Origin of the sequence: Streptomyces lushanensis (genome assembly GCF_001700515.1) — a bacterium.
In the GTDB taxonomy this organism is placed as follows: Bacteria; Actinomycetota; Actinomycetes; order Streptomycetales; family Streptomycetaceae; genus Streptomyces; species Streptomyces lushanensis.
This window is the reverse complement of sequence record NZ_MAUD01000094.1, coordinates 1-25,710: the sequence shown is the minus strand read 5'-3', so window position 1 is coordinate 25,710 and position 25,710 is coordinate 1. Positions and strand designations below refer to the sequence as shown.

Below are 25,710 nucleotides of genomic sequence, written 5' to 3'. Positions count from 1 at the left end.
GGGAGGCGGCGCGAGGAGGACGCACGCGTCGAGGACGGAGAGCCCTCGGGTGGCGACGGCGACCGGTTCCAGGGTGACGGAGACGGTCTCGGGATGGTCGTCGCCGAGCCGGGACACCCGTAGGAGCCCGTCGTCCAGGCCATGGTCCCGCGCGGTGTCGACACGGTCGTACGGGCCGCCATCGACGCCGCCGCCGGCGCCGTCCTCTCCTTCGGACTGGCCGGCGCGCCCTCCGAACTGCTCGGTGACCTCGCCCACCGGCTCGTGCCCGCCACCGATCGCGATGTGGCCGATCTGATCCGGTCCGTCGCGGCGGCCCCGCTCCTGTTCGGCTGGCGCGGCTCCGCCCCGGTCGACACCCCCGCCCTGGAGGAGCTGCTCCTACGGGTGTCCCGGCTCGTCGACGACCATCCCGAGATCGTCTCCGTCACCCTGGAACCGGTCGTCGTCGCCACCCGAGGGCTCTCCGTCCTCGACGCGGGCGTCCGCCTCGCGCCGCCTCCCGCCCGCGACGATCTCGGCCCGCGCAGGCTCCCGAGTTACTGAGGTGCCGCCGAGGCGGACACCGAGAGGTCACCCGGAGGTACGGCGCCTCCCGGGCGTCTCCGGCAGCCATCCGGCCACCGTAGGATGGAGCCCATGGCGAAGACCGGTACGACGACCCAGGGGCTGCGCACGGCGATCGAGCGCAGCGGCTACTACCCGGCTCTCGTGGCCGAAGCGGTGGAGGCCGCTGTCGGCGGTGAGCAGATCGCGTCGTACGTGGTGCACCAGGAGACCACCTTCGACGCCAACGAGGTACGCCGGCATGTCACCGTCCTCGTTCTGACCGCCCACCGTTTCATCGTCAGCCACACCGACGAGCAGACCGCCGACACCAGCTCCCCGACGCCGTACGCCACCACCTCCACCGAGTCCGTCAAGCTCGACCGCATCTCGTCCGTCGTGGTCAGCCGGGTCGTCTCCAACCCGGAGTCGTACACCCCGGGCAGCCTTCCGCGCGAGGTCGTCCTGACCATCGGCTGGGGCGCCGTCTCCCGGATCGATCTGGAGCCCGCCGCCTGCGGTGACCCCAACTGCGAGGCGGACCACGGCTACACCGGCAGTTCCACCGCCGACGATCTGAGTCTGCGGGTCAGCGAGGCGGGCGACGGTCCCGACACCGTCCGCCAGACGCTCACCTTCGCCCAGGCGCTCTCCGAGGCCACCGCCGCCACGACGGCCGCCCCGGCCACCGGCCGCTGATGGCCGCCGAGGCACTCCGGCAGGACCAGGACTGGAGCCAGGACCAGGACCCCGTTCCGCTCGCCCTCGGCTCCGCGCCGCTGCCCGAGTACGGCACGGGCTCGCTCGCCGAACTGCTGCCCACCCTCGCGGCCGGTCAGGGCGTACCGGATCTGACCGCGGCCCTTCCTGAACTGACGCCGGCCGACCGGAACTGCGTCTTTCTGATCGACGGCCTCGGCTGGGAGCAGCTCAGGGCCCACCCGGACGAGGCCCCGTATCTGACCTCGCTGCTCGGCACCTCCCGCGGTTCCACCGGCCGGCCGCTGACCACCTGCTTCCCCGCCACCACCGCGACCTCGCTCGCCTCCGTCGGCACGGGCCTGCCGCCCGCCGCGCACGGACTGCCCGGTTACACCGTGCGCGATCCCGCGACCGGCGCGCTGATGAACCAGCTCCGCTGGAAGCCCTGGACCGCGCCGGAGGTCTGGCAGCCGTACCCCACGGTCTTCCGGCTCGCCGACGCCGCGGGCGTGCATACGGCCCAGGTGTCCTCCCCGACCTTCGAGAACACTCCGCTCACCAAGATCGCGCTGAGTGGCGGTACCTTCCACGGCCGTCTCTCCGGCGAGGAACGGATGGATCTCGCCGCCGAGCAACTCGCCGCCGGGGACCGCTCGTTGGTCTATACCTACTACAGCGAGGTCGACGGCAAGGGCCACCGCTTCGGCGTCGACTCGGATGCCTGGCGCGGTCAGCTGATGTATGTCGACCGGCTCGTCCAGCGTCTCGCCGAGCGGCTCCCGCCCCGTACCGCGCTCTATGTGACCGCCGACCACGGCATGATCGACATCCCGTTCGACGAGGAGTCGCGCATCGACTTCGACGAGGACTGGGAGCTGCGCGCCGGGGTGGCCCTGCTCGGCGGCGAGGGCCGGGCCCGTCATGTCTACGCCGTGCCGGGCGCCGAGTCCGATGTCCTCGCCGTCTGGCGCGAGGTGCTCGGCGACCGGTTCTGGGTGGCGAGCCGGGAGGAGTCGATCGCCGAGGGCTGGTTCGGACCGCCCGGTGCGGTCGACGAGCGGGTGTACGGACGGATCGGCGATGTCGTCGCCGCGGCCCACGACGACGTGGTGATCACGGCCTCCGTCCAGGAGCCGCACGAGTCGGCGATGGTCGGGATGCACGGCTCGATGACCCCCGTCGAGCAGCTCGTCCCCCTGCTCGAAGTACGCTCCTGACCGCGCCGCGGGCCGCCGGAACTCCCGTCCGGCCGCTGCCCGCCCGCGCCGCGGGTACCCCAGCCGAGAACCGAAAGGCCGTCACTCCCCCATGCCAGAGCTGGTGTTCTTCTCCGGAACGATGGACTGCGGAAAGAGCACCCTCGCTCTTCAGATCGAGCACAACCGCTCGGCGCGCGGACTCCAGGGGATGATCTTCACCCGTGACGACCGGGCCGGCGAGGGCAAGCTCTCCTCCCGTCTCGGGCTGGTCACCGACGCCGTCGAGGCCGCCGAGGGCTTCGACTTCTACGCGTATCTCGTGAACCGGCTCTCCCAGGGCGGCCGTTGCGACTACGTCATCGCCGACGAGGCGCAGTTCCTCGCGCCCGAGCAGGTCGACCAGCTCGCCCGTGTCGTGGACGATCTGGAGCTGGACGTCTTCACCTTCGGCATTACCACCGACTTCCGCTCCAAGCTCTTCCCCGGCTCGCAGCGGCTGGTGGAACTCGCCGACCGGGTCGAGGTCCTCCAGGTCGAGGCGCTCTGCTGGTGCGGCGCGCGGGCCACGCACAACGCGCGGACGATCGGCGGCGCGATGGTGGTCGAGGGCGCCCAGGTGGTGGTCGGCGACGTGCACCAGTCGGGCGACGAGATCGGTTACGAGGTGCTGTGCCGGCGCCATCACCGGCGGCGGATGACCGCGGCCACGGCGCGGGCGGCCACGCTCTCGCCGGATGTGCTGCCCGTCGAGGTCGGCGGGGAACCCTTGGCCGGGCGACCGCTGACCGAGGGGCGAACGGCGGTCCGGTGAGCGGCGGAACGGCGGTCCGCTGAGGGGCAGATGGCCCGCGAGTCCTGGTCCTCGATTCCCCCGTGCCCCCGGTGCGCGCGCTTCCCCTTCTCCGTGCGAGCCCTGTTCTTCGTCGTCTTCCGCCCTTTGCCCTTTGCCCTCCGCGCCCCGCCGCTCAGCGCGCGACCGGCGGCCCGTGGCCCGCCGACTGCAGGACCGTGAAGACCGCGCCCTCCGGATCCGCCACCGTCGCGAGCCGGCCGTGCGTACCCTCGTGCGGCGCCTTGACCACCCGTCCGCCCAGCTCCGTCACCAGCTCCACGGCGGTGTCGGTGTCGTCCACCTCGAAGTACGTCATCCAGTGCGAGCCCAGGTCCCGGGCGAGCGCGCGGCCCACCCCGTGCACCGAGGCGACGGGCCGGCCCTCCAGACGCAGCGTCAGAAAGTCGAAGCCGGCGGCGGTGACCGACTCCGCCTCATAGCCGAAGACCGCCTCGTAGAACTTCCCGACCGCGGATGTCTCGCGGGTGATCAGCTCATTCCAGACAGGTGTGCCGTGTGATCCCGCGACCACCGTGCCGATGTGCGCCGCCGCCTGCCAGATCCCGAAGACCGAGCCCGCCGGGTCCGAGGCGATGGCCATCCGTCCCGCCTCCGCGGCGTCCAGCGGTCCGACTCCGACCGTTCCTCCGCAACTTCTGATCATGTCGGCCGTCCGGTCCGCGTCGTCCGTCGCCAGATAGGTCATCCAGGCGATGGGCAGCTGACGGTCGGACGGGAGCTGGCCGATGCCCGCGATCGCCTTGCCGTTCAGCGTTCCCCGCACGTACGGCCCGAGCTGCTGCGGTCCCGGCTGGAACTCCCAGCCGAACAGCGCCCGGTAGAAATCCTCCGTCGTGGCGAGGCCGTGCACCATCAGGCTCACCCAACAGGGTGTGCCGGGTGTGCGCCGGATCGCTGCCTCGGTCATCGTCACTCTCTCCTCGGACCGTCGTGGCCGTACGGGTGCCGGTCGCGGGCCGCCGGGTGGGGACAGAGCCGTACGCCCGAACAGATGCTCGCATCCGGTGCCACACGCCGCTTCCCGGCCGAGCCGCCCGTGGCGGGATCTCGATCGGGTGTCTACCGGCCGTTTCTCCGCCGTTTTGGGCCGGAGGCACGGTGCGCGAGGATGGCCTTCATGACAGCCATCATCACCGCAGCAGAACTCGCGGGCGAGTCGGCCGGAGCGCGTCCGCCCGTACTGCTCGACATCCGCTGGCAGCTCGGCGGGCCCTCCGGCCGCCCGGCCTACGAGGCAGGTCATCTGCCGGGCGCCGTCTATGTGGACCTCGACACGGAACTGGCCGGTCCGCCCGGCGTGGACGGCCGGCACCCGCTGCCGGACGTGACGGCGTTCGGCGCGGTGATGCGCCGCGCCGGAATCTCGCAGGACACGCCGGTGGTGGTGTACGACGGCGGACAGGGCTGGGCGGCGGCCCGTGCCTGGTGGCTGCTGCGCTGGACGGGCCATCCGGACGTCCGGGTGCTCGACGGCGGAGTCGCCGAGTGGACAGGACCGCTCACCACCGAGATCCCGCGGCCGGCCGAGGGCGACTTCGCCCCGGTGCCCGGCTCGCTCCCGGTGCTGGACGCGGACGGCGCCGCGGCCCTTGCCCGGAGCGGTCTGCTGCTGGACGCGCGGGCGCCCGAGCGCTACCGCGGGGACGTCGAGCCGATCGACCGGGTCGGCGGACATATCCCCGGCGCGCTCTCCGCGCCGACGATGGGGAATGTGGCCGAAAACGGCACCTTCCTGCCCGCCCGGGAGCTCGCGGCACGCTTCCAGGCGCTCGGCGCCACCTCCGGCACCGAGGTCGGTGTCTACTGCGGCTCCGGGGTCTCGGGCGCCCATGAGGTGCTGGCCCTGGAGATCGCGGGGATCAGGGCGGCGCTGTATCCGGGCTCCTGGTCCGCGTGGACGGCGGACGGGTCCCGTCCGGTCGCCAAGGGCCCGGACCCGCAGTAGCCCAGGGGCGGAGCGAACGCCCCGTGTGAGCAACAACCGCGACATATGTGCGAAGGGGCCATATGAGAGGGGCCCGTACGCGCACCCCGCGTACGGGCCCCTTTTGAACATCGGTGCGGAACCGCTCCCGCTACTCCTGTTTCTTGCGGCGCGTACCGAAGACGATCTCGTCCCAGCTCGGCACCGCGGCCCTGCGGCCCGGACGCACTCCGTCCGCCTCGGCCTGGCGGTCCGTCGTCCCCGTGAGCCGGTCCCGGTGACCGGTCACCGAGCGGGGCATCAGCACATCCGCGTACGCCGAACCGGCGCCGGCCGACGCGGCGGGCGCCACCGGCTCCTCGGCCTCCGGGTCCTCGTCCGGGTCCGAGACCGGGGCGTCCTGGGCGGGCCGCTCGGGCACCACCATGTCGCCGCGGAAGCTCGGCACCGCCTCCAGCAGGCTGGTCAGGGAGTCGCGTTCGCTCATCTCGTCCGGGTCGGGCGCGGGCCGCTCGGACTGCCGGTCGAGGGAACGGTCCAGCGGCCGGTCACGCGGCAGCCGCGCGATCCTCGGCACGAACGGAAAACTCGGCTCCTGCGTGGTGACCGTGTCGTCCGTGTCGCCGATCAGCGCCCGCGCCTCGTCGTCGACGGCCTGGACGAGCCGTCTGGGCGGGTCGTACGTCCAGCTCGCCGAGTGCGGTTCGCCCGCGACGCGGTAGACGAGCAGCACCTCCCAGGTGCCGTCGTCACGGCGCCAGGAGTCCCACTGCACGGTGTCCTTCTCGGCGCCGCGCAGCGTCAGCCGCTCCTGCACGGCCTCACCGAGCTGGGGTCCGGCGTTCTCGCCGGGGCGGCGTACGGCGGTCTTCCTGGCCCGCTCGGCCATGAAGGCACGCTCGGCGAGTACCGGTCCCTCGAACCGGCGCACCCGGTCCACGGGGATCCCGGCGTGCTGGGCGACTTCCTCGGCGGACGCCCCGGCCCGTATACGCGCCTGGATGTCGCGGGGTCTGAGGTGGCTCTCGACCTCGATCTCGATCTGACCGAGGCGGGCGCGGTCATTGCGCACGGCGGCGCGGAGGCGCTCATCAATCGGAAGCGTGTATTCCGTGCTGTCCGCAGCCTTGAGCACCAGTCGTGTGCCGTCGTTGGAGACGGCCACGACACGCAGTTCGGGCATGGGGACCTCCCGGGTGGTGCCTGCCGACGTCACGTGCGTCGCTGCTTCCGCTAGTCGAGTGTGACCTGCCCGGGTGCAGCCTGCCACAACCTTGCCGTGCTTCCCGGCGTGTCGGGCAAGGGCCCTGGATCGCCGTTATGGCACGGTTACCTCTTTGCGACGCAGAGTGACAGACCTGGTCACTCTGTGCAGCAGGCGCCCGTGCGGTGCCATGGCGCCGCCGGATCGAGTGCCACGGTCGGCCCCCTTCCCGTCGGTCCCGGACGCCCGTGAGGGAGTCCGGCCCCAGGGCTCGCCACAGTACTCCATTCGGGCCATGTGGGTGGACCGGCGCGCCGCCCAAGTTCTCGGCGGGGCCAGGAGTTGAGGTTCGGAACCGGACTCGGACGGGTGTCTTTCTTCACAGAATCCACAGAATCGGAACGATCTGTTTCGCTCGATCGGCCTTTCGTGGCGCACGCTGGGGCAGACGGGTGAGCGGGGACCGGAGAGCAGCCGGTGAGGCGGGCTTCGTTCGTCAGTCCCCCAGGATCCGCCGCAGATAGTCGTTGCCGAACCGCCGGTCCGGGTCCAGCCGGTCCCGTACCGCGGTGAACTCGCCGAAGCGCGGATACGCCTCCGAGAGATACGCCGCGTCCCTGGTGTGGATCTTTCCCCAGTGCGGCCGGCCGCCGTGCGCGGTCATGATCCGCTCCACGGCGCTGAAGTACGCGCGGTACGGCGTGCCCCGGTAGAGATGCACGGCGATGTACGCGCTCTCGCGGCCCGAGGCGGTCGAGAGCGTGATGTCGTCGGCGGGCGCCGTCCGTATCTCCACCGGGAACCCCACCCGCAGCGGTGAACGGTCGACCATGGCCTTGACCTCGCGCAGCGCCCCGACCGCGACCTCGTGCGGAAGGGCGTACTCCATCTCCACGAAGCGCACCCGGCGCGGGGAAGTGAAGACCTTGTAGGGGACGTCCGTGTACGTACGGGCGGAGAGGGCGCGGCTGGCGATCCTGGCGATCGCGGGGACGGCCGCGGGGACGGCCCGGCCGAGGGAACAGGCCATCTGGAAGACCCCGTTGGAGAGCAGCTCGTCGTCGATCCAGCCGCCGACGCGGCCGGCCGGAGCCGCCGGGCCCTGGCTGCGGTTGTTGCGCTTGGTGGTGCAGTTGCCCGTGTGCGGAAACCAGTAGAACTCGAAGTGTTCGTTCTCGGCCACATGCTGATCGAACTCGGCGGTGACCCGGTCGAAGGCCATCGGCTCCTCACGGGCCGTCAGCAGGAAGAGCGGCTCCACGGCGAAGGTGATCGCGGTGATCACACCGAGGGCGCCGAGTCCGATCCGGGCGGCGGCGAAGACCTCGGGATTCTCCCGCTCGGAGCAGCGCAGCGGTGAGCCGTCCGCCGTGATCAGCTCCAGCGCGCGGATCTGCGCTGCGATGGAGGCCGAGTCGCGGCCGGTGCCGTGGGTGCCGGTGGAGATCGCGCCCGCGGCGGTCTGCTCCATGATGTCGCCCATATTGGTGAGCGACAGACCTTCCCGCGCCAGCACCGCGTTCAGCCGTTTCAGGGGCGTCCCCGCCGCCACGGTCACGGTGCCCGCGGCCCGGTCGATCTCCCGGATGCCGGTGAGCAGGTCGGGCCGTACGAGCACGCCGTCGGTGGCGGCGGTGGCGGTGAAGGAGTGGCCCGTGCCGACGGGCTTGACCCTCAGTCCCTCCTCGGCGGCCCGCCGTACGATCCCGGCCAGTTCCTCGGCGGAGGCGGGGGAGACCGCGCGGGCCGGCCGGGCGGTGACATTTCCCGCCCAGTTGCGCCACGTGTTCACGCTCGGCCCGCTCGTGTGGGTCCTGGTCATGTGCCCGTGCCCTCCCCGCTCATCGGTACCGGCTCGCGCGGCGTCAGCTCGGTGCGCGGTGGGCGTGCCTCGACGAGAGCCATGGTGGTGACCGTCGTCGGAGCGCCGGACGCGCGCGCGACAAAGAGCGCCACGGCCGGGAACGGTGGATTTCCCGGCCAGTTGGAGGGGGATCATACTCATGGTCACCACACGGACACCCGCGCGGCTCCCGCCCCACCGCGGTTTCCGGGCGGACCGGGGCGTGCGGCTCCGGCGCCGCGAGGCGGATGGCAGGATCGAAACATGGCCGATCAGCTCGTGACTTCCCCCTACGACGCACTGCTCCTGCTTTCCTTCGGCGGCCCCGAGGGCCCCGACGACGTGATTCCGTTCCTGGAGAACGTGACCAGGGGCCGGGGCATCCCGCCGGAGCGGCTCAAGGAGGTGGGGCAGCACTACTTCCTGTTCGGCGGCGTCAGCCCCATCAACGATCAGAACCGCGCCCTGCTGGACGCGCTGCGCGAGGACTTCGCCGAGCACGGCGTCGAACTGCCCGTCTACTGGGGCAATCGCAACTGGGCGCCCTATCTGACCGACACCCTGCGCGAGATGGCGGCGGACGGCCGGCGCCGTGTCGCCGTCCTCGCGACCAGCGCGTACGCCTCGTACTCGGGCTGCCGTCAGTACCGCGAGAACCTCGCGGACGCGCTCGCCACCCTGGCCGCCGAGGGACTCGAACCGCCTCGGGTGGACAAGCTGCGCCACTACTTCAACCATCCCGGCTTTCTGCGTCCCATGACCGAGGGCGTGCTCGCCTCGCTCGCCGAGCTGCCGGAGTCCGTGCGCGCGCACGCGCATCTCGCCTTCACCACCCATTCCATCCCGGTCGCGGCGGCCGACACCTCGGGGCCCGTGGAGGAGCACGGTGAGGGAGGCGCGTACGTGGCCCAGCATCTCGACACCGCCCGGCTGATCGTGGCGGCCGTACGCGAGGAGACCGGTGTCGAGTACCCGTGGCGGCTCGTCTACCAGTCGCGCAGCGGCGCCCCGCACATCCCCTGGCTGGAGCCGGACATCTGCGACCATCTGGAGACGCTGCACGGCGAGGGCGTGCCGGCCGTCGTGATGGCTCCCATCGGTTTCGTCTCGGACCACATGGAGGTCCTGTACGACCTCGACACCGAAGCCATGGCCAAGGCCGCCGAGCTGGGGCTGCCCGTCCGCCGCTCGGCCACGGTCGGAGCCGATCCGCGGTTCGCCGCCGCCGTACGCGATCTTCTCCTGGAACGCGCCGCCACGGAGCGGGGGAGCGGGGCGGAGCGGTGCGCGCTCGGCGCGCTCGGCCCGAGCCATGACCTCTGCCCGGTCGGCTGCTGCCCGGCCCGTGCCCCCAGGCCCGCCGCGGCGGGCGCCGACAGCCCGTACGCCTGAAGGAGCCCTGCCGTGACCGACGCCCTCCCCGACGCGACCGACCCGACCGACCCGACCGACCCGACCGACCGGCCCGGGAGGACCGGCCGTACCGATGACGCCCTGACCGCCGAACTGCTCGCGCTCGCCCTGGAGGCGGCCCGCCGGGCCGGCGAGCTGCTGCGCGACGGCCGTCCCGACGATCTGGCCGTGGCCGCGACGAAGTCCAGCCCCATCGATGTCGTCACCGAGATGGACATCGCCGCCGAGAAGCTAATCACCGGCCATATCGCCGAGCACCGCCCGGACGACGGCTTCCTCGGCGAGGAGGGCGCCAGCTCGGCGGGCAGCAGCGGGATCCGCTGGGTCGTCGACCCGCTGGACGGCACCGTCAACTATCTCTACGGACTGCCCACCTGGGCCGTCTCGATCGCCGCGGAACGCGACGGCGAGACACTCGTCGGCGTCGTGGAGATCCCGATGCGGCGCGAGACCTTCCGCGCGGTGCTGGGCGGCGGGGCCTTCCTCAACGACCGGCCGGTCCACGGCCGGCCCGCCCCGCCGCTGGAGCGGGCCCTCGTGTCGACCGGTTTCAACTACGTCACCACCGTCCGTGCCCATCAGGCCGAGGTCGCCCAGCGGCTGATCCCGCGGCTGCGCGACATCCGGCGCGGCGGCTCGGCGGCGACCGATCTCTGCGATGTGGCGGCGGGCCGTCTGGACGGCTACTACGAGCGCGGGCTGCACCCCTGGGACCTCGCGGCCGGTGATCTCATCGCCCGTGAGGCGGGCGCGCTCACCGGAGGCCGTCCCGGCGACCGGCCGGGCTTCGATCTCACGGTGGCCGCGCCCCCGGGCGTCTTCGAGCCGCTCCAGGCCCTGCTGGACGAGTACGGCGCCTGGCACGACTGACCAGGGCGTGTTTCACGGCCCAGGGTCCTGAACAGGCAGACATACGGAAGGGCCCCGGCGCCGTCCCCTCGGCGCCGGGGCCCTTCTCTGCAGGTCGCTACGGCTCTTTCACATGTGTACGGCTCGGGCCCCGCGAAGAATCAGTGGCAGCGGGACCGTACGGCCAGGGCGTGCCGGTCAGGCGCTTGCGGCGCCGACCTCCACGCCATGTTCGGCCGCGAGCCGGCGGAGGTCTTCGAGCTCCTCCTGATCGACGTCCACAAGGAAGTCGTCGCCCGTCTCCCGGGCTCGGTTGAGATCCGTTTCCGTGGCCTTTATACGCTGTAGAAGCCCGGCGGTGAACGCGTCCATTGCGCCCCCTCGTCGTGGGTCAGTGGCACGGGGGTGTGCCGACGGCGGGTAGATCACGCACCCACTGCCTCTGGATGACAGAAAGGGTGTGGCGTGCCACAAACAGGGCGTGATCTCGGGTGTGAAGTCGTCTTCCCCAGGGTCCGACTTCGAGAAACCTCAACGACTCAAACAATCCGTTCCATTCCCGGCCGCCCCAGGTCACCGCGGCATCGTCTTACCGCCGGTTTATGGCCCGGGCGGGCAGGATGGGCCCGCACAGCCAGTGCTACAACCCGCCCCGACCACGGGTGACGGGCCCAGAGGAAGGAAAGCGACGTGCGCGTACTCGTCGTCGAGGACGAGCAGCTGCTCGCCGATGCGGTGGCCACCGGACTGCGCCGGGAGGCCATGGCCGTCGACGTCGTGTACGACGGCGCCGCCGCCCTGGAGCGCATCGGGGTCAACGACTACGACGTGGTGGTGCTCGACCGCGATCTTCCTGTCGTCCACGGTGACGACGTCTGCCGCAGGATCGTCGAGCTCGGGATGCCCACCCGGGTCCTCATGCTCACCGCCTCGGGCGACGTCAGTGACCGGGTGGAAGGGCTGGAGCTGGGCGCGGACGACTATCTGCCCAAGCCCTTCGCGTTCACCGAGCTGATCGCCCGGGTGCGGGCCCTGGGGCGGCGTACGACCGTGCCTCTGCCGCCCGTCCTGGAGCGCTCCGGGATCAAGCTCGATCCCAACCGCCGCGAGGTCCTGCGGGAGGGCAGGGAGATCCAGCTCGCGCCCAAGGAGTTCGCGGTGCTGGAGGTTCTGATGCGCAGCGAGGGCGCGGTGGTCTCGGCCGAGCAGCTCCTGGAGAAGGCGTGGGACGAGAACACCGATCCCTTCACCAATGTCGTGCGGGTCACGGTCATGACACTCAGACGTAAACTCGGAGAGCCGCCCGTGATCGTCACGGTGCCCGGCTCCGGCTACCGGATCTGATTGCCCGTGGCAACCACCCCGCCGCCGCCCGCGGCGCCTCCGAAGCCCACCTGGGACCCCCGCAGGCCCGACCAGGCACTCCCCTGGGTGCGCCCGACCATCCGCATACGCCTCACGCTGCTCTACGGCGGGATGTTCCTGATCGCCGGCATCCTGCTGCTCTCGATCATCTATCTGCTGGCCGCGCAGGCCCTGCACGTGGGCAGTGAGCTGCCCTTCAAGATCGTGACCGGCAAGGTGAGCAGCGACGTCTGCAACTTCCCGAGCCAGGCGCCGCCCGAGCAGTTCAACGCGGCCATGAACAACTGTGTCAACCAGCAGCGCAAGCAGGCGCTGGACGATCTGCTCAGCCGCTCCCTGTTCGCCCTGGTCGGCCTGAGCGTGATCGCCTTCGCCTTCGGTTACGCGATGGCGGGACGGGTGCTGTCGCCGCTGGGCCGGATCACCCGTACCGCGCGCCGTGTGGTCGGCTCCGACCTGTCGCGCCGGATCGAGCTGGACGGTCCCGACGACGAGCTGAAGGAGCTGGCGGACACCTTCGACGAGATGCTCGACCGGCTGGAGCGCGCCTTCAGCGCGCAGCAGCGGTTCGTCGCCAACGCCTCGCACGAGCTGCGCACACCGCTCGCGATCAACCGCACCCTGCTGGAGGTCCATCTCTCCGACCCGGCGGCGCCGACCGAGCTCCAGCAGCTCGGCAGGACGCTGCTGGCCACCAATGAGCGCAGTGAGCAGCTCGTGGAGGGCCTGCTGCTGCTCGCCCGCAGCGACAACCAGATCGTGGAGCGAAAACCGGTCGATCTCGCCGAGGTCGCCACCCGCGCGGTGGACCAGTGCCTCACGGAGGCGGAGGCGAAGGGGGTGGACATCCGTACGGAGTGCGCGCCCGCCGTCGTCCAGGGCAACGGCGTCCTGCTGGAGCGGATCGCGCTGAACCTGGTGCAGAACGCCGTGCGGTACAACGTCCCGGAGCGCGGCTGGGTGGAGGTCTCCACCGAGGTCCAGCAGGGCCAGGCGGTCCTGCTGGTGTCGAACACCGGTCCCGTCGTTCCCGCGTACGAGATCGACAATCTCTTCGAGCCGTTCCGGCGGTTGCGCACGGAGCGTACGGGCAGTGACAAGGGAGTGGGACTCGGCCTCTCCATCGCCCGGTCCGTGGCGCGTGCCCATGGCGGACGGATCTTCGCCGAGCCCCGCGAGGGCGGCGGGCTCGTGATGCGCGTCACGCTCCCGGTCTGAGATGCTGCGCGCGATGTCCGGCGAGCAGACGGCTTTGTTCGCTTTGCGCGGAATTTACGGTCCGGGTTACCGGCGGGTCCGTGTGTGATCGATCACAGGGTCGAATTCACGCCTATCCACTCTGCGTGATCAGGCCTTCATCGGAAAGCCGGTAAAGTCCGGGTTTCCGGGGGCCGGGATCACGGGAAGTACACGGGGTGGCGCCCGTGAAGCACACCAGGAGGACCGTGTACGGTCCCCTTCGCCACCCGAAGCCGATCACTCCTCAGGGGTCCGGTTGGGTGTCGATTGAGTAACAGACCTTGATGTGAGGCAAAATCTCCGCCTCAGGTCGGGCACAAGTCCGGCCTCTCACGCGTTACGTGCGCTGGAGACACCACAGACACCCAGAGGGGGAGAGCGACATGGCAACGGATTACGACACCCCACGCAAGACCGATGACGACGTCGATCAGGACAGCCTTGAGGAACTGAAGGCCCGTCGGAACGACAAGTCGACTTCAGCGGTCGACGTCGACGAGTTCGAGCAGGCCGAAGGGCTCGAACTGCCCGGCGCGGATCTCTCCAACGAGGAGCTGTCCGTCCGGGTGCTGCCGAGGCAGGCCGACGAGTTCACCTGCATGAGCTGCTTCCTGGTGCACCACAGGAGCCAGCTCGCCAGGGAGAAGAACGGTCAGCCCATCTGCCGCGACTGCGACTGAGGTCGGGTCGGCCGTGGCAGGCGACACACCGTTTCGGAAACGACGCTTCCGCAAGGACTCGGCGGAGGCGTATCAGGGCGGCACAGGCCCGGCAAAAGGCCCTGAGCCCGATGCCGAGCACTCCGCCCTCCTGCCCCAGCACGACTCACGTGACGACGAGCGAGGCCTCCCGGCCTCGCTCGAAGCGGCCCCGGAGGACCACGACGGCCCCGGCGCACACCCGGCCAGGGCCTGGCGCCTGGACACGGTCAAACGGGGTGTGCGCAAGGGCGGCGCGAGCGCAAAGGCGGCGCTGGCGCACATCGCCGACCGGATCATCGAGAACGCACCCCGGGTCCCGGTCCGCGACCTCGCGACCCTGCGCAAGCAGTTTCCCGGCCTCGGTCCCGAGGAACTGGCCGACAAGCTGGTCGCGGGTGCGGCGAACAGCAGCTCCACGGTCGGTGCCGGCGTAGGCGCCGCCGCGATGCTGCCCATACCGCCGGCCATGCCCGCCGAGCTGGCGGCCGAGATCACGGCCGTCGCCGCGATCGAGCTGAAGCTGATCGCCGAGCTGCACGAGGTGTACGGGCTGCGCCCGCCCGGCACGCTCAAGGAGCGCAGCGCCGCCTATCTGACCTCCTGGACGGAGGAGCGCGGCGTCGACATCACCAAGCCCTCGACCATCAACGGCGCTCTGAGCGGCCGGATGAAGCGCGAGCTGCGGCAGCAGATCATGAAGCGCACGATCCGCAATCTGCCCAATCTGGTCCCCTTCATGATCGGTGCGGCCGTCGGCGCGATGATGAACCGACGGGACACCAAGAAGGTCGCCGAGCGTGTCCGCGCGGACCTGCGCAGCCGCCAGATCCCCTGGGACGCCCTCGCGGAGCTGCCTCCGCTGGACACCCCGGAGATCCCCGGACAGCGCCCTCCCGGGCTTCCCAGGGAGCTGGAGACCTAGGGCGTGCCACCACGCGGGAGCGCCGCACAGGCCCCGGCGCTCAGCCGGTGCGTACCGCGTCCAGCGCGGAGGCCAGTGCCCGGGGGTTCCGCGTCGAGAGGTAGACGTACGGAGTCGGATCGTCCGGGTCCGTGATCACCACGCGCAGCGCGGTCGGCACATAGCTGCGCAGCAGCATGAAGGCCCGTGGGTCGGCCTTGTGCAGCCGCCAGTCCCGCGCCTCCTCCGGCCCGAGCACCTCCGCCTCCCCGAGCGCCGAGACCGGGATCCTGGCATCGCCCGCGACCAGCGAGTCCGCCACCACCCTGATCCGCGCGGAGCCGTACGAACTCACTCCGGCCGCCGCCAGTGCCCCCGCGCCGATCACCCCGCCGAGCAGCGGCAACGGCCCCAGCGGCAGGGTGATCAGACCGCCCGCCACCGCGATGAGAGCGGCTATGGCCCACCAGGAACCGGGTGCGGTCAGGCGTTCGTCGTAGCGTGCGGCGGAATGCTCCATGGAGCCAAGCTTGGCACGGTGCTGTCCCCGGGCCACCGCGCGGGTAAGGTCTGCGCCTGTGAGCAACGTGCCATCCCCGGGGACGCCGCCCGGACCCGCCGCGGGACCGGGGGCCCTGACACCTCCGGCCGACGCCGGACCGCCGGTCCGGCACCCCGACGCACCCGCGCCCGGTGAGCTGCTCGGCGCGCACTACGAGCACTGCTTCGGCTGCGGCGAGGCACAGCCGCACGGCCTTCAGCTGCGGGCGCGCGCGGGCGAGGGTGTCAGGATCACCGCCGAGTTCACCGTCAAGCCCGGCCACCAGGGCGCTCCCGGTCTCGCGCACGGCGGCGTCCTCGCCACGGCGCTCGACGAGACGCTCGGCTCGCTGAACTGGCTGCTGCGGGTGATCGCGGTGACCGGCCGGCTCCAGACCGAGTTCGTCCGGCCCGTCCCCGTGGGCACGCCGCTGTATCTGGAGGCCGAGACCACCGCCGTCCACGGGCGGAAGATCTACTGCACCGCCACCGGCCGGATCGGCGGCCCCGACGGGCCCGTCGCCGTCCGTGCCGACGCGCTGTTCATCGAGGTCAAGGTCGACCACTTCATCGAGAACGGCCGCCAGGAGGAGATCCGGGCGGCGATGGCAGATCCGGACCAGGTCAGACGAGCCCGCGCCTTCGAGGTGAACCCATGAGCCATACGCCCTCCGCCCCCGTCGACGTGCTGATCCGCCGCGTCGACCCGGAGGTTCCGCTTCCGTCGTACGCGCATCCGGGCGACGCCGGAGCCGATCTGGTCACCACGGAGGCCGCCGAGCTGGCCCCGGGGGAGCGGATCGTCCTGCCCACGGGAGTCTCCATCGCGCTGCCCGACGGGTACGCCGCCTTCGTGCACCCGCGCTCCGGGCTCGCGGCCCGCTGCGGAGTCGCCATGCTGAATGCCCCGGGGACGGTGGATGCCGGGTACCGTGGAGAGATCAAAGTGATCGTGGTCAATCTGGACCCGCGCGAGAGCGTGCGGTTCGAGCGGTTCGACCGGATTGCCCAGCTGGTCGTCCAGCAGGTCGAGAAGGTCCGCTTCCACGAGGTGGCGGAACTTCCCGGATCCGCGCGGGGCGACGGGGGCTTCGGGTCCACCGGCGGTCATGCCGCCGTGGGCGGCGTACAGGGCGGGAATCGATACGCTTCGGTCGTATCCGACCGGGAAGGACAGTGACGTGTTCGGACGTCGCAAGAAGAGTGGTTCCGCAGCGGACGCGGCGGACGCAGCGGGCGAGGCCGAGCAGTTCACCGACGAGGCCGGTGCCGACGCGAAGGCCGGCGGGACGACCGCGTCCCGCAGGGTGAACCTTCCGCCGGCGCCCAGGCCGGACGGTCCCTGGGACATCTCCGAGGTCTCCAGGCCCGAGGAGGGCCGGGTCGATCTGGGCGGGATCTTCGTACCCGGGGTCGAGGGCATGGAGCTGCGGGTCGAGGTCGCCGGTGACGCGATCGTGGCCGCCACGGTCGTCGTGCGCGACAGCGCCGTACAGCTCCAGGCGTTCGCGGCGCCCAAGAAGGAAGGTATCTGGGGCGAGGTCCGTGAGGAGATCGCCTCCGGCATCACCCAGCAGGGCGGCATCATCGACGAGGTCGAGGGCCCGCTGGGCTGGGAGCTGCGCGCACAGGTCCCCGTACAGCTCCCGGACGGCACCGGCGGTGTACAGCTCGTACGCTTCATCGGCGTCGACGGTCCGCGCTGGTTCCTGCGCGGCGTGATCTCCGGACAGGGCGCGGTGCAGCCGCAGGCCGCCGGGCTGCTGGAGCAGATCTTCCGGGACACCGTGGTCGTACGGGGCGAAGGGCCGATGGCTCCGCGTGACCCGATCGTCCTCAAGCTGCCCGACGACGCGCAGATGGTGGCCGAGGGCGTGCAGCAGGAGGAGCAGGAGGGCTCCCGCTTCTCCGGCGGCATGGGACAGCTCCAGCGCGGTCCCGAGATCACCGAGGTGCGCTGAGAGCAGGCGCGCGGGGCACCACAATCCGCGCGTGAGGCGCCGCCGACACCGCGATCCGGGACGGACGCGGGCGGGACGGCGGACGCGAGAAGGACCGAACGGCCGGTGGGCCGCATCCCCGCGTGGGATGCGGCCCACCGGCCGTTTCCCGCCGTACGGGCCGGATCCGTATGGGCCGGATCACAGGGCACGGCCGTGCCCATATGGACTCCGTCAAGCCGGTGACCCCGGCCGTATGGGACCCGTCAACGGAAGCCGGGCCGGCGAAATCAGCGGGTTTCCTCAGGGAGTCGGATTTCCCGTACTCATCTAGGAGCTCACGATGGCCGATGTGGCCTTCGTCGTCACCACGATCGCGGTCTTCGCGCTGGTGGCCCTTGTCGCCAAGGGGGTGGCGAAGCTGTGACCGCCGAGAACATCGTCGGACTGGTCGTGGCCGTCGCCCTGCTCGGTTACCTCGTCCTCGCCCTGTTCTTCCCGGAGAGGTTCTGAGTGATGAGCTCCGTCCTCGCCGGTGTGCTCCAGCTGCTGGCGCTCGTGGTGGCGCTCGGTCTGGTGTACCGCCCGCTCGGTGACCACATGGCCCGGGTCTACAGCTCGCCCGGACATCTCCGGGTCGAGAAGTGGATCTACAAGGCCGTCGGTGCCCATCCGGACGCGGAGATGCGCTGGCCCGCGTATCTGCGCGGGGTGCTCGCGTTCTCCGCGGTGAGCGTCCTCTTCCTGTATCTGCTGCAACGGGTGCAGGGCGGCCTGCCCGGGTCGCTGGGCTTCGCGTCCATTGATCCGGATCAGGCGTTCAACACCGCCGCGTCGTTCGTGTCCAATACGAACTGGCAGTCGTACTACGGCGAGCAGGCCATGGGCCATGTCGTGCAGACCGGCGGTCTGGCCGTGCAGAACTTCGTCTCGGCGGCGGTCGGCATGGCCGTCGCGGTGGCGCTGGTGCGGGGCTTCGCCCGGTCCCGTACCGGGGAGCTGGGCAACTTCTGGGCGGATCTGGTGCGTGGCACCGTGCGGATCCTGCTGCCCGTCTCCGTGATCGGTGCGATCGTGCTGGTCGCGTGCGGCGCGATCCAGAACTTCGCGGGGATCCATGAGGTCGGGCAGTTCCTGGGCGGCTCGCAGCAGTGGAACGGCGGCGCGGTGGCCTCGCAGGAGGCCATCAAGGAGCTGGGGACCAATGGCGGCGGCTACTTCAACGCCAACTCCGCCCATCCCTTCGAGAACCCCAGCCCCGTCTCGAACCTCTTCGAGATCTTCCTGATCCTGGTCATCCCGCTGGCGCTGACCAGGACCTTCGGCCGGATGGTCGGCAGTGTCAAGCAGGGCTACGCGATCCTCGCCACGATGGCCGCCATCTGGCTCGGGTTCACCGCGCTGATGATGTGGACCGAGTTCGCGCACCACGGTCCGGCGTTCGACATCGCCGGCGGGGCGATGGAGGGCAAGGAGACCCGGTTCGGGATCGGCGGCTCGTCGATCTTCGCGGTGGCCACCACGCTCACCTCGACCGGCGCGGTCAACTCCTTCCACTCCTCCTTCACCGGGTTCGGCGGCGGCATCACGATGCTGGGCATGCAGCTCGGCGAGATCGCCCCGGGCGGAGTGGGCTCCGGCCTCTACGGGATGCTGGTCATGGCGGTCATCGCGGTGTTCATCGCGGGGCTGATGGTCGGCCGTACGCCCGAGTACCTGGGCAAGAAGCTCGGCAGCCGCGAGATCAAGTTCGCCGCGAGCTACATCCTGATCACCCCGGCGCTGGTGCTCTGCTTCACCGCCGCCGCCATGGCCCTGCCCACCCCGGGCAACTCCATGACCAACTCGGGGCCGCACGGCTTCTCCGAGATCCTCTACGCGTACACCTCGGCCGGCAACAACAACGGCTCGGCCTTCGCCGGGCTCAACGCCGACACCCAGTGGTTCAACACCACCACCGGACTGGCCATGCTGCTCGGCCGCTTCCTGCCGATGGTGTTCGTCCTGGCGCTCGCCGGCGCCCTCGCCGAGCAGCGTCCCGTCCCGGAGACCGCGGGCACGCTCCGTACCCACAAGCCGCTCTTCGCCGGGCTGCTGGTCGGCACGATCCTGATCGTCACCGGTCTGACCTACTTCCCGGCGCTCGCGCTGGGCCCGCTGGCCGAAGGACTGGCGTCATGACCACTCGTACGAAGCAGGAGGACACGATGTCCACAGTCACTCCGACCCGTGCGCCGCATCCGTCCGTGTCCCCCGGTCACGGCTCCGGGGGCGAGCGGGTGGGCGGGGGCCTGTTCGATCCCCAGCAGTTGATCACGTCCTTCCCGCAGGCGGTGCGCAAGCTCGATCCGCGGCTGATGGTGAAGTCGCCCGTGATGTTCGTGGTCCTCGTCGGATCCGTGCTGTCCACGGTCTACGCCGCGCTCGATCCGGCGGACTGGTTCGGCTGGACGATCGCCGGCTGGCTGTGGCTGACCACGGTGTTCGCCAATCTCGCGGAGGCCGTCGCCGAGGGCCGGGGCAAGGCGCAGGCGGACACCCTGCGCAGGGCCAAGACCGACACCGTCGCCCGGCGGGTGGCCGGCCCGAACGAGGAGCGCGTGCCCGGTACCGATCTGCGGATCGGTGATCTGGTGGTCTGCGAGGCGGGTGACATCATTCCCGGTGACGGCGATGTGGTCGAAGGAGTCGCCTCCGTCGACGAGTCCGCCATCACCGGTGAGTCGGCGCCGGTCATCCGGGAGTCGGGCGGTGACCGTTCGGCCGTCACCGGCGGGACGAAGGTTCTCTCGGACCGGATCGTCGTCAGGATCACCACCATGCCGGGCGAGACGTTCATCGACCGGATGATCAAGCTGGTGGAGGGCGCGGCGCGGCAGAAGACGCCCAACGAGATCGCGCTGAACATCCTGCTCGCCTCGTTGACCGTCGTCTTCCTGCTCGCGGTGGTCACGCTCCAGCCGTTCGCGGTCTACGCGGGGCAGCGGCAGTCGATGATCGTGCTGATCGCCCTGCTGGTCTGTCTGATCCCGACGACGATCGGGGCGCTGCTGTCCGCGATCGGGATCGCGGGCATGGACCGGCTGGTGCAGCGCAACGTCCTCGCGATGTCGGGGCGTGCGGTCGAGGCGGCGGGCGACGTGTCGACGCTGCTGCTCGACAAGACCGGCACGATCACCCTGGGCAACCGTCAGGCCGCCGAGTTCGTCCCGGTCAGGGGTGTGACGGAGGCCGAACTGGCCGACGCGGCGCAGCTCTCCTCGCTCGCCGACGAAACCCCCGAGGGCCGCTCGATCGTGGTGCTCGCCAAGGAGAGGTACGGGCTGCGCGAGCGCCACCAGGGCCGGCTCACCGGCGCCGAGTGGATCGCCTTCACCGCCCAGACCCGGATGTCCGGTGTCGACCTCACCGGGAACGGGACGACGCGCGCCGTACGCAAGGGAGCCGCCGGTTCGGTCATCTCCTGGGTCAGAAGCCGCGGCGGGCAGGTCTCCCAGGACGCCCAGGCCCTCACCGACCGGATCTCCCAGGCCGGCGGCACACCGCTGCTGGTGGCCCTGGACGACACGGCCGGAGCGCGGGTGCTCGGGGTCATCCATCTCAAGGACGTGGTCAAGGAGGGGATGCGGGAGCGGTTCGACGAACTGCGCCGGATGGGCATCCGTACGGTCATGATCACCGGTGACAACCCGCTGACCGCGAAGGCGATCGCGGAGGAGGCGGGGGTGGACGACTTCCTCGCGGAGGCCACGCCCGAGGACAAGATGGCGTTGATCAAGCGTGAGCAGGCGGGCGGCAAGCTGGTCGCGATGACCGGCGACGGTACGAACGACGCGCCCGCGCTGGCCCAGGCGGATGTCGGCGTGGCCATGAACACCGGCACCTCGGCCGCCAAGGAGGCCGGGAACATGGTCGACCTGGACTCCAACCCGACCAAGCTGATCGAGATAGTCGAGATCGGCAAACAGCTCCTGATCACTCGCGGCGCCCTGACGACCTTCTCCATCGCCAACGACGTCGCGAAGTACTTCGCGATCATCCCCGCCATGTTCGCGGTGGTCTACCCGAGCCTCGACAGGCTCAACATCATGGACCTCTCCTCGCCTCGGTCCGCGATCCTCTCCGCGGTCGTCTTCAACGCGCTCGTCATCGTCGCGCTCGTACCGCTCGCCCTGAGGGGCGTGCGCTACCGGCCCACGAGCGCCGACCGGATGCTCCGCAGAAACCTCGGGGTCTACGGTCTCGGCGGGCTGATCGCGCCCTTCATCGGCATCAAGATCATCGACCTGGTCATCTCCCTCATCCCCGGCATCGGGTGAACGGCATGTCTTCCATGAACATCGGCGGTACCGCACGGCTGCTCGGCGCGGGCCTGCGCGCCCTCCTCGTCCTCACCGTCCTGTGCGGTGTGCTCTATCCCCTGGCCGTCACCGGCGTGGCCCAGGGCCTCTTCCCTCACCGCGCGAACGGCTCGGTGGTGAGACAGGACGGCAAGGCCGTCGGCTCCTCGCTCATCGGACAGCGGTACGACCTGCCGCTCAAGGAGGGCCAGGAGACGCCGGAGCCGGACCTCCTGTGGTTCCAGCCGCGCCCGTCCAACGGCCTCGGCTCCAACAGCGTCAACACCCAGTACAAGCTCATCCTCTCCGGGGCCACCAACCGTTCCGGGGACAACGAGGATCTGATCAAGTGGGTCACGGACGCCAAGGCCGCCGTCGTCAAGGACAACTCCACGCCCGCCTACCGGGTCTCGCCGTCCCAGGTCCCGCCGGACGCCGTCACCTCCTCGGGCTCCGGGCTGGATCCGGACATCTCGCCCGCTTACGCGAGGCTCCAGGCGCACCGGGTGGCGGAACGCAACCATCTCCCCGTCGAGCAGGTGGAGAAGCTGGTCGAGGACCACGTCCAGCAGAGGGTTCTCGGCTTCGTCGGGGAGCCGCGGGTCAATGTGCTCGCGCTCAACACGGCCCTCAGGGAACTGACCGGCTGACGCCGGCCCATGGGGCCGGTCCGGACCGCTCACGCGTCCGGGCCGGCCTCTTCCGCGCCGGCCCGGACCTCTCCGTACCGGCATCAGAATCGTGTCAAGACCACGATCGCGCCCGTTGGCTGCCCCTTTTGTCGCAGTCACCGGGAGTAGCTTCGACTCGGCCGACGCGTGGCACGCGGTGGCTCTTCCGGGAAGACAATGGGGCCATGGGACGCGGCAAGCTTCGTATCTATCTCGGGGCGGCACCGGGCGTCGGCAAGACGTACGCGATGCTCTCCGAGGCACACCGCCGGGTGGAGCGGGGCACCGACTGCGTGGTGGCCTTCGTGGAGCACCACGACCGGCCGCGCACGGAGGTCATGCTGCACGGCCTCGAAGAGGTGCCGCGCCGTGAGCTGGAGTACCGCGGGACCGTCTTCACGGAGATGGACGTCGACGCGGTGCTGGAGCGCCGTCCGGCCGTCGCCCTCGTGGACGAGCTGGCGCACACCAATGTGCCGGGCTCGCGCAACGTCAAGCGGTGGCAGGACGTCGAGGAACTGCTCAAGGCGGGCATCGAGGTCGTCTCCAGCGTCAATATCCAGCATCTCGAATCACTCGGAGACGTGGTCGAGTCCATAACGGGTGTACGTCAGCAGGAGACCGTCCCCGACGAGATCGTCCGGCGGGCCGACCAGATCGAGCTGGTCGACATGTCGCCGCAGGCCCTGCGCCGCCGGATGGCGCACGGCAATGTCTACAAGCCCGACAAGGTGGACGCCGCGCTCTCGCACTACTTCCGGCCGGGCAACCTGACCGCGCTGCGGGAGCTGGCGCTGCTCTGGGTCGCCGACCGGGTGGACGAGTACCTCCAGCAGTACCGCGGCGAGCACAACATCCGCACCACCTGGTCGGCCAGGGAACGTATCGTCGTCGGCCTCACCGGCGGCCCCGAGGGACGTACGCTGATCCGCCGCGCGGCCCGGATGGCCGCCAAGGGCTCGGGCAGCGAGATCCTCGCCGTCTACATAGCCCGCAGCGACGGTCTCACCGCGGCCTCGCCCAAGGAGCTGGCTGTCCAGCGCACCCTGGTCGAGGATCTCGGCGGCACCTTCCACCATGTCATCGGCGACGACGTTCCCTCCGCGCTGCTGGAGTTCGCGCGCGGAGTCAACGCGACCCAGATCGTGCTGGGCTCCAGCCGCCGCAAGACCTGGCAGTACGTCTTCGGGCCCGGCGTCGGCGCCACCGTCGCCCGGGAGTCCGGCCCCGACCTGGACGTCCACATCGTCACCCACGAGGAGGCCGCCAAGGGGCGCGGACTGCCGGTGGCGCGCGGGGCCCGCCTCGGCCGCTCGCGGATCATCTGGGGCTGGCTGGCCGGAGTCGTCGCGCCCGTCCTGCTGTCTCTGCTGCTGGCCATGGTGGGCAACTCCCCGGGGCTGGCCAACGACGTCCTGCTCTTCCTCTTCCTGACCGTGATGTCGGCGCTGCTCGGCGGGCTGCGCCCGGCACTCGCCTCCGCCGCCGTGGGTTCCCTGCTGCTCAACTTCTACTTCACCCCGCCCACCCACACCCTGACCATCGCGGACCCCAGGAACCTGGTCGCCATCGTGATCTTCTTCGCCGTGGCCGTGTCGGTGGCCTCGGTGGTCGATCTGGCGGCACGCCGTACCCATCAGGCGGCCCGGCTCAGAGCCGAGTCCGAGATCCTCTCCTTCCTCGCGGGCAGTGTGCTGAGAGGCGAGACCACGCTGGCCGCGCTGCTGGAGCGGGTCAGGGAGACCTTCGCCATGGAGTCCGTGGCGCTGCTCGAACGCAAGAGCGATGTCGATCCCTGGACCTGCGCGGGCAGCGTGGGACCGCAGCCCGTCGACCGTCCCGAGTCCGCCGATGTCGACATGCCGGTCGGCGACCACATGGCGCTGGCGCTCTCCGGCCGGGTCCTGCCCGCCGAGGACCGCCGGGTGCTCGCCGCCTTCGCCGCGCAGGCCGCCGTCGTGCTCGACCGGCAGCGTCTGGTGGGCGAGGCCGCTCAGGCCCGCGAACTGGCCGAGGGCAACCGGATCCGCACGGCCCTGCTCGCGGCCGTCAGCCACGATCTGCGGACCCCGCTGGCCGGCATCAAGGCGGCGGTCTCCTCCCTCCGCTCCGACGATGTCGAATGGTCCGAGGAGGACCAGGCGGAACTGCTCGAAGGCATCGAGCACGGCGCCGACCGGCTCGACCATCTCGTGGGCAACCTCCTCGACATGTCCCGGCTCCAGACCGGTACCGTCACCCCGCTGATCCGCGAGATCGACCTCGATGAGGTGGTTCCGATGGCGCTCGGCGGCGTACCGGAGGACAGCGTGGAGCTGGACATCCCCGAGTCGCTGCCCATGGTGGCCGTCGACCCGGGCCTGCTGGAGCGCGCGGTGGCCAATATCGTCGAGAACGCCGTCAAGTACAGCCCCGACGGGCGGCGCGTCACCGTCGCCGCCAGCGCGCTGGGGGAGCGGGTGGAGGTACGGGTCGTGGACCGGGGCCCGGGCGTTCCCGAGGACGCCAAGGAACGGATCTTCGAGCCCTTCCAGCGCCACGGCGACGCGCCACGCGGGGCCGGGGTCGGCCTCGGGCTCGCGGTCGCGCGCGGCTTCGTCGACGCGATGGGCGGCACTCTCACGGCCGAGGACACCCCCGGTGGCGGCCTGACCATGGTTCTCACCCTCACGGCCGCGTCCGGGTTCGCGCCGGCGCGCCGTGAACCACCGGCCCGGATCGGCTCATGACCGGGACAGCAGAAAGGCAGAACCCTATGACGCGGGTGCTCGTGGTCGATGACGAGCCGCAGATCGTACGCGCATTGGTGATCAATCTGAGGGCACGCAAGTACGAGGTGGACGCGGCCTCCGACGGCGCGAGCGCGCTCGAACTCGCCGCCGCGCGCCACCCCGATGTCGTCGTGCTCGATCTCGGGCTGCCGGACATGGACGGCGTGGAGGTCATCAAGGGCCTGCGCGGCTGGACCCGGGTGCCGATCCTGGTCCTCTCGGCCCGCCACACCTCCGACGAGAAGGTAGAGGCGCTGGACGCGGGCGCCGACGACTACGTCACCAAGCCGTTCGGCATGGACGAGCTGCTGGCCCGGCTGCGTGCCGCGGTCAGACGGGCCGAACCGGTGGGCGGCGACGGCGACGACTCCACGGCGGTGGTCGAGACCGAGGGCTTCACCGTCGATCTGGCCGCGAAGAAGGTGCACCGCGAGGGCAGGGACGTACGGCTCACCCCGACCGAGTGGCATCTGCTGGAGGTGCTCGTACGCAACACCGGGCGGCTGGTCAGCCAGAAACAGCTTCTCCAGGAGGTCTGGGGCCCCTCGTACGGCACGGAGACCAACTATCTGCGGGTCTACATGGCCCAGCTCCGGCGGAAGCTGGAGACGGATCCCTCGCATCCCAGGCACTTCGTCACCGAGCCGGGGATGGGGTACCGCTTCGAGCGTTGATCCGGGCGCCGGTGCGAGGGGCCCCAGACCTCCTG

At 70.7% G+C, this 25,710-nt stretch carries 24 protein-coding genes and 2 pseudogenes; 20 read left to right on the top strand and 6 right to left on the bottom strand.

Annotated elements, in window-relative coordinates; all coding sequences use genetic code 11:
* Window positions 1–126: 126 nt before the first annotated feature.
* The 4 genes and pseudogenes from BFF77_RS09195 to BFF77_RS09180 all read left to right on the top strand — a co-directional run.
* Window positions 127–546 (top strand): annotated as a pseudogene (locus BFF77_RS09195) (acetate--CoA ligase family protein); the annotation flags it as partial.
* Between the two features lie 93 nt (window positions 547–639).
* Window positions 640–1,245 (top strand): DUF5998 family protein, encoded by a 606-nt coding sequence (locus BFF77_RS09190; protein ID WP_066946138.1) that lies wholly within the window; start codon window positions 640–642, stop codon window positions 1,243–1,245.
* Window positions 1,245–2,465, top strand: coding sequence for an alkaline phosphatase family protein (locus BFF77_RS09185; protein ID WP_066946135.1), 1,221 nt, complete (start codon window positions 1,245–1,247; stop codon window positions 2,463–2,465). Before BFF77_RS09190 ends, BFF77_RS09185 begins: the two co-directional genes overlap by 1 nt.
* Before the next feature lie 91 nt (window positions 2,466–2,556).
* Window positions 2,557–3,258 carry a thymidine kinase gene (locus tag BFF77_RS09180; protein ID WP_066946132.1) on the top strand — a complete coding sequence of 234 codons (702 nt, stop codon included), beginning with the start codon at window positions 2,557–2,559 and terminating at the stop codon, window positions 3,256–3,258.
* 154 nt (window positions 3,259–3,412) lie between these two features.
* Here the strand turns inward: BFF77_RS09180 and BFF77_RS09175 are convergent, their stop codons facing one another.
* Window positions 3,413–4,207: a VOC family protein gene (locus BFF77_RS09175; RefSeq protein ID WP_066946129.1), complete on the bottom strand. Its 795-nt coding sequence runs from the start codon at window positions 4,205–4,207 to the stop codon at window positions 3,413–3,415.
* Window positions 4,208–4,417: 210 nt separating this feature from the next.
* Here BFF77_RS09175 and BFF77_RS09170 point away from each other — a divergent pair, with 210 nt between their 5' ends.
* Entirely contained in the window at window positions 4,418–5,245 is an 828-nt protein-coding gene (locus BFF77_RS09170; protein WP_066946156.1) for a sulfurtransferase, read from the top strand.
* A gap of 130 nt (window positions 5,246–5,375) precedes the next feature.
* On the opposite strand, the gene sepH is transcribed toward BFF77_RS09170, so the two are convergent.
* From sepH to BFF77_RS36705, 3 genes and pseudogenes are all read right to left on the bottom strand, one after another.
* Complete coding sequence (gene sepH / locus BFF77_RS09165) at window positions 5,376–6,407, bottom strand: septation protein SepH (protein ID WP_066946126.1); 1,032 nt, start codon at window positions 6,405–6,407, stop codon at window positions 5,376–5,378.
* Between the two features lie 517 nt (window positions 6,408–6,924).
* Window positions 6,925–8,250, bottom strand: a complete 1,326-nt coding sequence (locus tag BFF77_RS09160) for a D-arabinono-1,4-lactone oxidase (RefSeq protein ID WP_066946123.1) — start codon at window positions 8,248–8,250, stop codon at window positions 6,925–6,927.
* Between the two features lie 41 nt (window positions 8,251–8,291).
* A pseudogene (locus BFF77_RS36705) lies at window positions 8,292–8,433 on the bottom strand (MFS transporter); the annotation flags it as partial.
* Between the two features lie 102 nt (window positions 8,434–8,535).
* Between BFF77_RS36705 and BFF77_RS09155 the strand changes: the two are divergent.
* Together BFF77_RS09155 and BFF77_RS09150 are read left to right on the top strand one after the other, a co-directional pair.
* Entirely contained in the window at window positions 8,536–9,663 is a 1,128-nt protein-coding gene (locus tag BFF77_RS09155; RefSeq protein ID WP_066946120.1) for a ferrochelatase, read from the top strand.
* 102 nt (window positions 9,664–9,765) lie between these two features.
* Window positions 9,766–10,554: an inositol monophosphatase family protein gene (locus BFF77_RS09150; protein WP_066946153.1), complete on the top strand. Its 789-nt coding sequence runs from the start codon at window positions 9,766–9,768 to the stop codon at window positions 10,552–10,554.
* A gap of 177 nt (window positions 10,555–10,731) precedes the next feature.
* On the opposite strand, the gene BFF77_RS35520 is transcribed toward BFF77_RS09150, so the two are convergent.
* Window positions 10,732–10,905: a hypothetical protein gene (locus tag BFF77_RS35520; protein ID WP_169922638.1), complete on the bottom strand. Its 174-nt coding sequence runs from the start codon at window positions 10,903–10,905 to the stop codon at window positions 10,732–10,734.
* A gap of 318 nt (window positions 10,906–11,223) precedes the next feature.
* On the opposite strand from BFF77_RS35520, the gene BFF77_RS09145 reads away from it, so the two are divergent.
* The 4 genes from BFF77_RS09145 (at window position 11,224) to BFF77_RS09130 (ending at window position 14,760) form a co-directional block, all read left to right on the top strand.
* Window positions 11,224–11,877 carry a response regulator transcription factor gene (locus BFF77_RS09145; RefSeq protein ID WP_066946117.1) on the top strand — a complete coding sequence of 218 codons (654 nt, stop codon included), beginning with the start codon at window positions 11,224–11,226 and terminating at the stop codon, window positions 11,875–11,877.
* 6 nt (window positions 11,878–11,883) lie between these two features.
* Window positions 11,884–13,116: a sensor histidine kinase gene (locus BFF77_RS09140; protein WP_066946114.1), complete on the top strand. Its 1,233-nt coding sequence runs from the start codon at window positions 11,884–11,886 to the stop codon at window positions 13,114–13,116.
* 404 nt (window positions 13,117–13,520) lie between these two features.
* On the top strand, window positions 13,521–13,817 hold the full coding sequence (locus BFF77_RS09135) for a DUF4193 domain-containing protein (RefSeq protein ID WP_030350183.1): 297 nt from the start codon (window positions 13,521–13,523) through the stop codon (window positions 13,815–13,817).
* 13 nt (window positions 13,818–13,830) lie between these two features.
* Entirely contained in the window at window positions 13,831–14,760 is a 930-nt protein-coding gene (locus tag BFF77_RS09130) for a hypothetical protein (RefSeq protein ID WP_066946111.1), read from the top strand.
* Window positions 14,761–14,800: 40 nt separating this feature from the next.
* Here the strand turns inward: BFF77_RS09130 and BFF77_RS09125 are convergent, their stop codons facing one another.
* Entirely contained in the window at window positions 14,801–15,259 is a 459-nt protein-coding gene (locus BFF77_RS09125) for a DUF3093 domain-containing protein (protein WP_066946107.1), read from the bottom strand.
* A gap of 58 nt (window positions 15,260–15,317) precedes the next feature.
* Here BFF77_RS09125 and BFF77_RS09120 point away from each other — a divergent pair, with 58 nt between their 5' ends.
* The 9 genes from BFF77_RS09120 (at window position 15,318) to BFF77_RS09080 (ending at window position 25,675) form a co-directional block, all read left to right on the top strand.
* On the top strand, window positions 15,318–15,938 hold the full coding sequence (locus BFF77_RS09120; protein ID WP_245703327.1) for a PaaI family thioesterase: 621 nt from the start codon (window positions 15,318–15,320) through the stop codon (window positions 15,936–15,938).
* The gene (dut, locus tag BFF77_RS09115; protein WP_066946104.1) at window positions 15,935–16,459 is read left to right on the top strand and encodes a dUTP diphosphatase; all 525 of its coding nucleotides are present in this window, start codon (window positions 15,935–15,937) and stop codon (window positions 16,457–16,459) included. Before BFF77_RS09120 ends, dut begins: the two co-directional genes overlap by 4 nt.
* Before the next feature lies 1 nt (window position 16,460).
* The gene (locus BFF77_RS09110) at window positions 16,461–17,240 is read left to right on the top strand and encodes a DUF3710 domain-containing protein (RefSeq protein ID WP_066946101.1); all 780 of its coding nucleotides are present in this window, start codon (window positions 16,461–16,463) and stop codon (window positions 17,238–17,240) included.
* 402 nt (window positions 17,241–17,642) lie between these two features.
* On the top strand, window positions 17,643–17,732 hold the full coding sequence (gene kdpF, locus BFF77_RS09105) for a K(+)-transporting ATPase subunit F (protein WP_066946098.1): 90 nt from the start codon (window positions 17,643–17,645) through the stop codon (window positions 17,730–17,732).
* Between the two features lie 3 nt (window positions 17,733–17,735).
* Entirely contained in the window at window positions 17,736–19,400 is a 1,665-nt protein-coding gene (gene kdpA, locus BFF77_RS09100) for a potassium-transporting ATPase subunit KdpA (RefSeq protein ID WP_066946143.1), read from the top strand.
* 26 nt (window positions 19,401–19,426) lie between these two features.
* Complete coding sequence (kdpB, locus tag BFF77_RS09095) at window positions 19,427–21,538, top strand: potassium-transporting ATPase subunit KdpB (protein ID WP_066946147.1); 2,112 nt, start codon at window positions 19,427–19,429, stop codon at window positions 21,536–21,538.
* A 5-nt stretch (window positions 21,539–21,543) separates the two neighbouring features.
* Entirely contained in the window at window positions 21,544–22,209 is a 666-nt protein-coding gene (locus tag BFF77_RS09090) for a potassium-transporting ATPase subunit C (protein ID WP_066946095.1), read from the top strand.
* A gap of 206 nt (window positions 22,210–22,415) precedes the next feature.
* Entirely contained in the window at window positions 22,416–24,959 is a 2,544-nt protein-coding gene (locus BFF77_RS09085; protein ID WP_066946092.1) for a sensor histidine kinase, read from the top strand.
* Between the two features lie 26 nt (window positions 24,960–24,985).
* Window positions 24,986–25,675, top strand: coding sequence for a response regulator (locus tag BFF77_RS09080; RefSeq protein WP_066946089.1), 690 nt, complete (start codon window positions 24,986–24,988; stop codon window positions 25,673–25,675).
* Window positions 25,676–25,710: the final 35 nt, after the last annotated feature.

What these genes read in the sequence shown, in the direction of transcription:
- BFF77_RS09080 (WP_066946089.1), top strand. Translation starts at nt 24,986, where the DNA reads ATGACGCGGGTGCTCGTGGTCGATGACGAGCCGCAGATCGTACGCGCA.
- BFF77_RS09180 (WP_066946132.1), top strand. Translation starts at nt 2,557, where the DNA reads ATGCCAGAGCTGGTGTTCTTCTCCGGAACGATGGACTGCGGAAAGAGC.
- BFF77_RS09085 (WP_066946092.1), top strand. Translation starts at nt 22,416, where the DNA reads ATGGGACGCGGCAAGCTTCGTATCTATCTCGGGGCGGCACCGGGCGTC.
- BFF77_RS09190 (WP_066946138.1), top strand. Translation starts at nt 640, where the DNA reads ATGGCGAAGACCGGTACGACGACCCAGGGGCTGCGCACGGCGATCGAG.
- kdpA (WP_066946143.1), top strand. Translation starts at nt 17,736, where the DNA reads ATGAGCTCCGTCCTCGCCGGTGTGCTCCAGCTGCTGGCGCTCGTGGTG.
- BFF77_RS09175 (WP_066946129.1), bottom strand. Translation starts at nt 4,207, where the DNA reads ATGACCGAGGCAGCGATCCGGCGCACACCCGGCACACCCTGTTGGGTG.
- BFF77_RS09170 (WP_066946156.1), top strand. Translation starts at nt 4,418, where the DNA reads ATGACAGCCATCATCACCGCAGCAGAACTCGCGGGCGAGTCGGCCGGA.
- BFF77_RS35520 (WP_169922638.1), bottom strand. Translation starts at nt 10,905, where the DNA reads ATGGACGCGTTCACCGCCGGGCTTCTACAGCGTATAAAGGCCACGGAA.
- BFF77_RS09185 (WP_066946135.1), top strand. Translation starts at nt 1,245, where the DNA reads ATGGCCGCCGAGGCACTCCGGCAGGACCAGGACTGGAGCCAGGACCAG.
- kdpB (WP_066946147.1), top strand. Translation starts at nt 19,427, where the DNA reads ATGTCCACAGTCACTCCGACCCGTGCGCCGCATCCGTCCGTGTCCCCC.
- sepH (WP_066946126.1), bottom strand. Translation starts at nt 6,407, where the DNA reads ATGCCCGAACTGCGTGTCGTGGCCGTCTCCAACGACGGCACACGACTG.
- BFF77_RS09090 (WP_066946095.1), top strand. Translation starts at nt 21,544, where the DNA reads ATGTCTTCCATGAACATCGGCGGTACCGCACGGCTGCTCGGCGCGGGC.
- BFF77_RS09155 (WP_066946120.1), top strand. Translation starts at nt 8,536, where the DNA reads ATGGCCGATCAGCTCGTGACTTCCCCCTACGACGCACTGCTCCTGCTT.
- dut (WP_066946104.1), top strand. Translation starts at nt 15,935, where the DNA reads ATGAGCCATACGCCCTCCGCCCCCGTCGACGTGCTGATCCGCCGCGTC.
- BFF77_RS09135 (WP_030350183.1), top strand. Translation starts at nt 13,521, where the DNA reads ATGGCAACGGATTACGACACCCCACGCAAGACCGATGACGACGTCGAT.
- BFF77_RS09125 (WP_066946107.1), bottom strand. Translation starts at nt 15,259, where the DNA reads ATGGAGCATTCCGCCGCACGCTACGACGAACGCCTGACCGCACCCGGT.
- BFF77_RS09160 (WP_066946123.1), bottom strand. Translation starts at nt 8,250, where the DNA reads ATGACCAGGACCCACACGAGCGGGCCGAGCGTGAACACGTGGCGCAAC.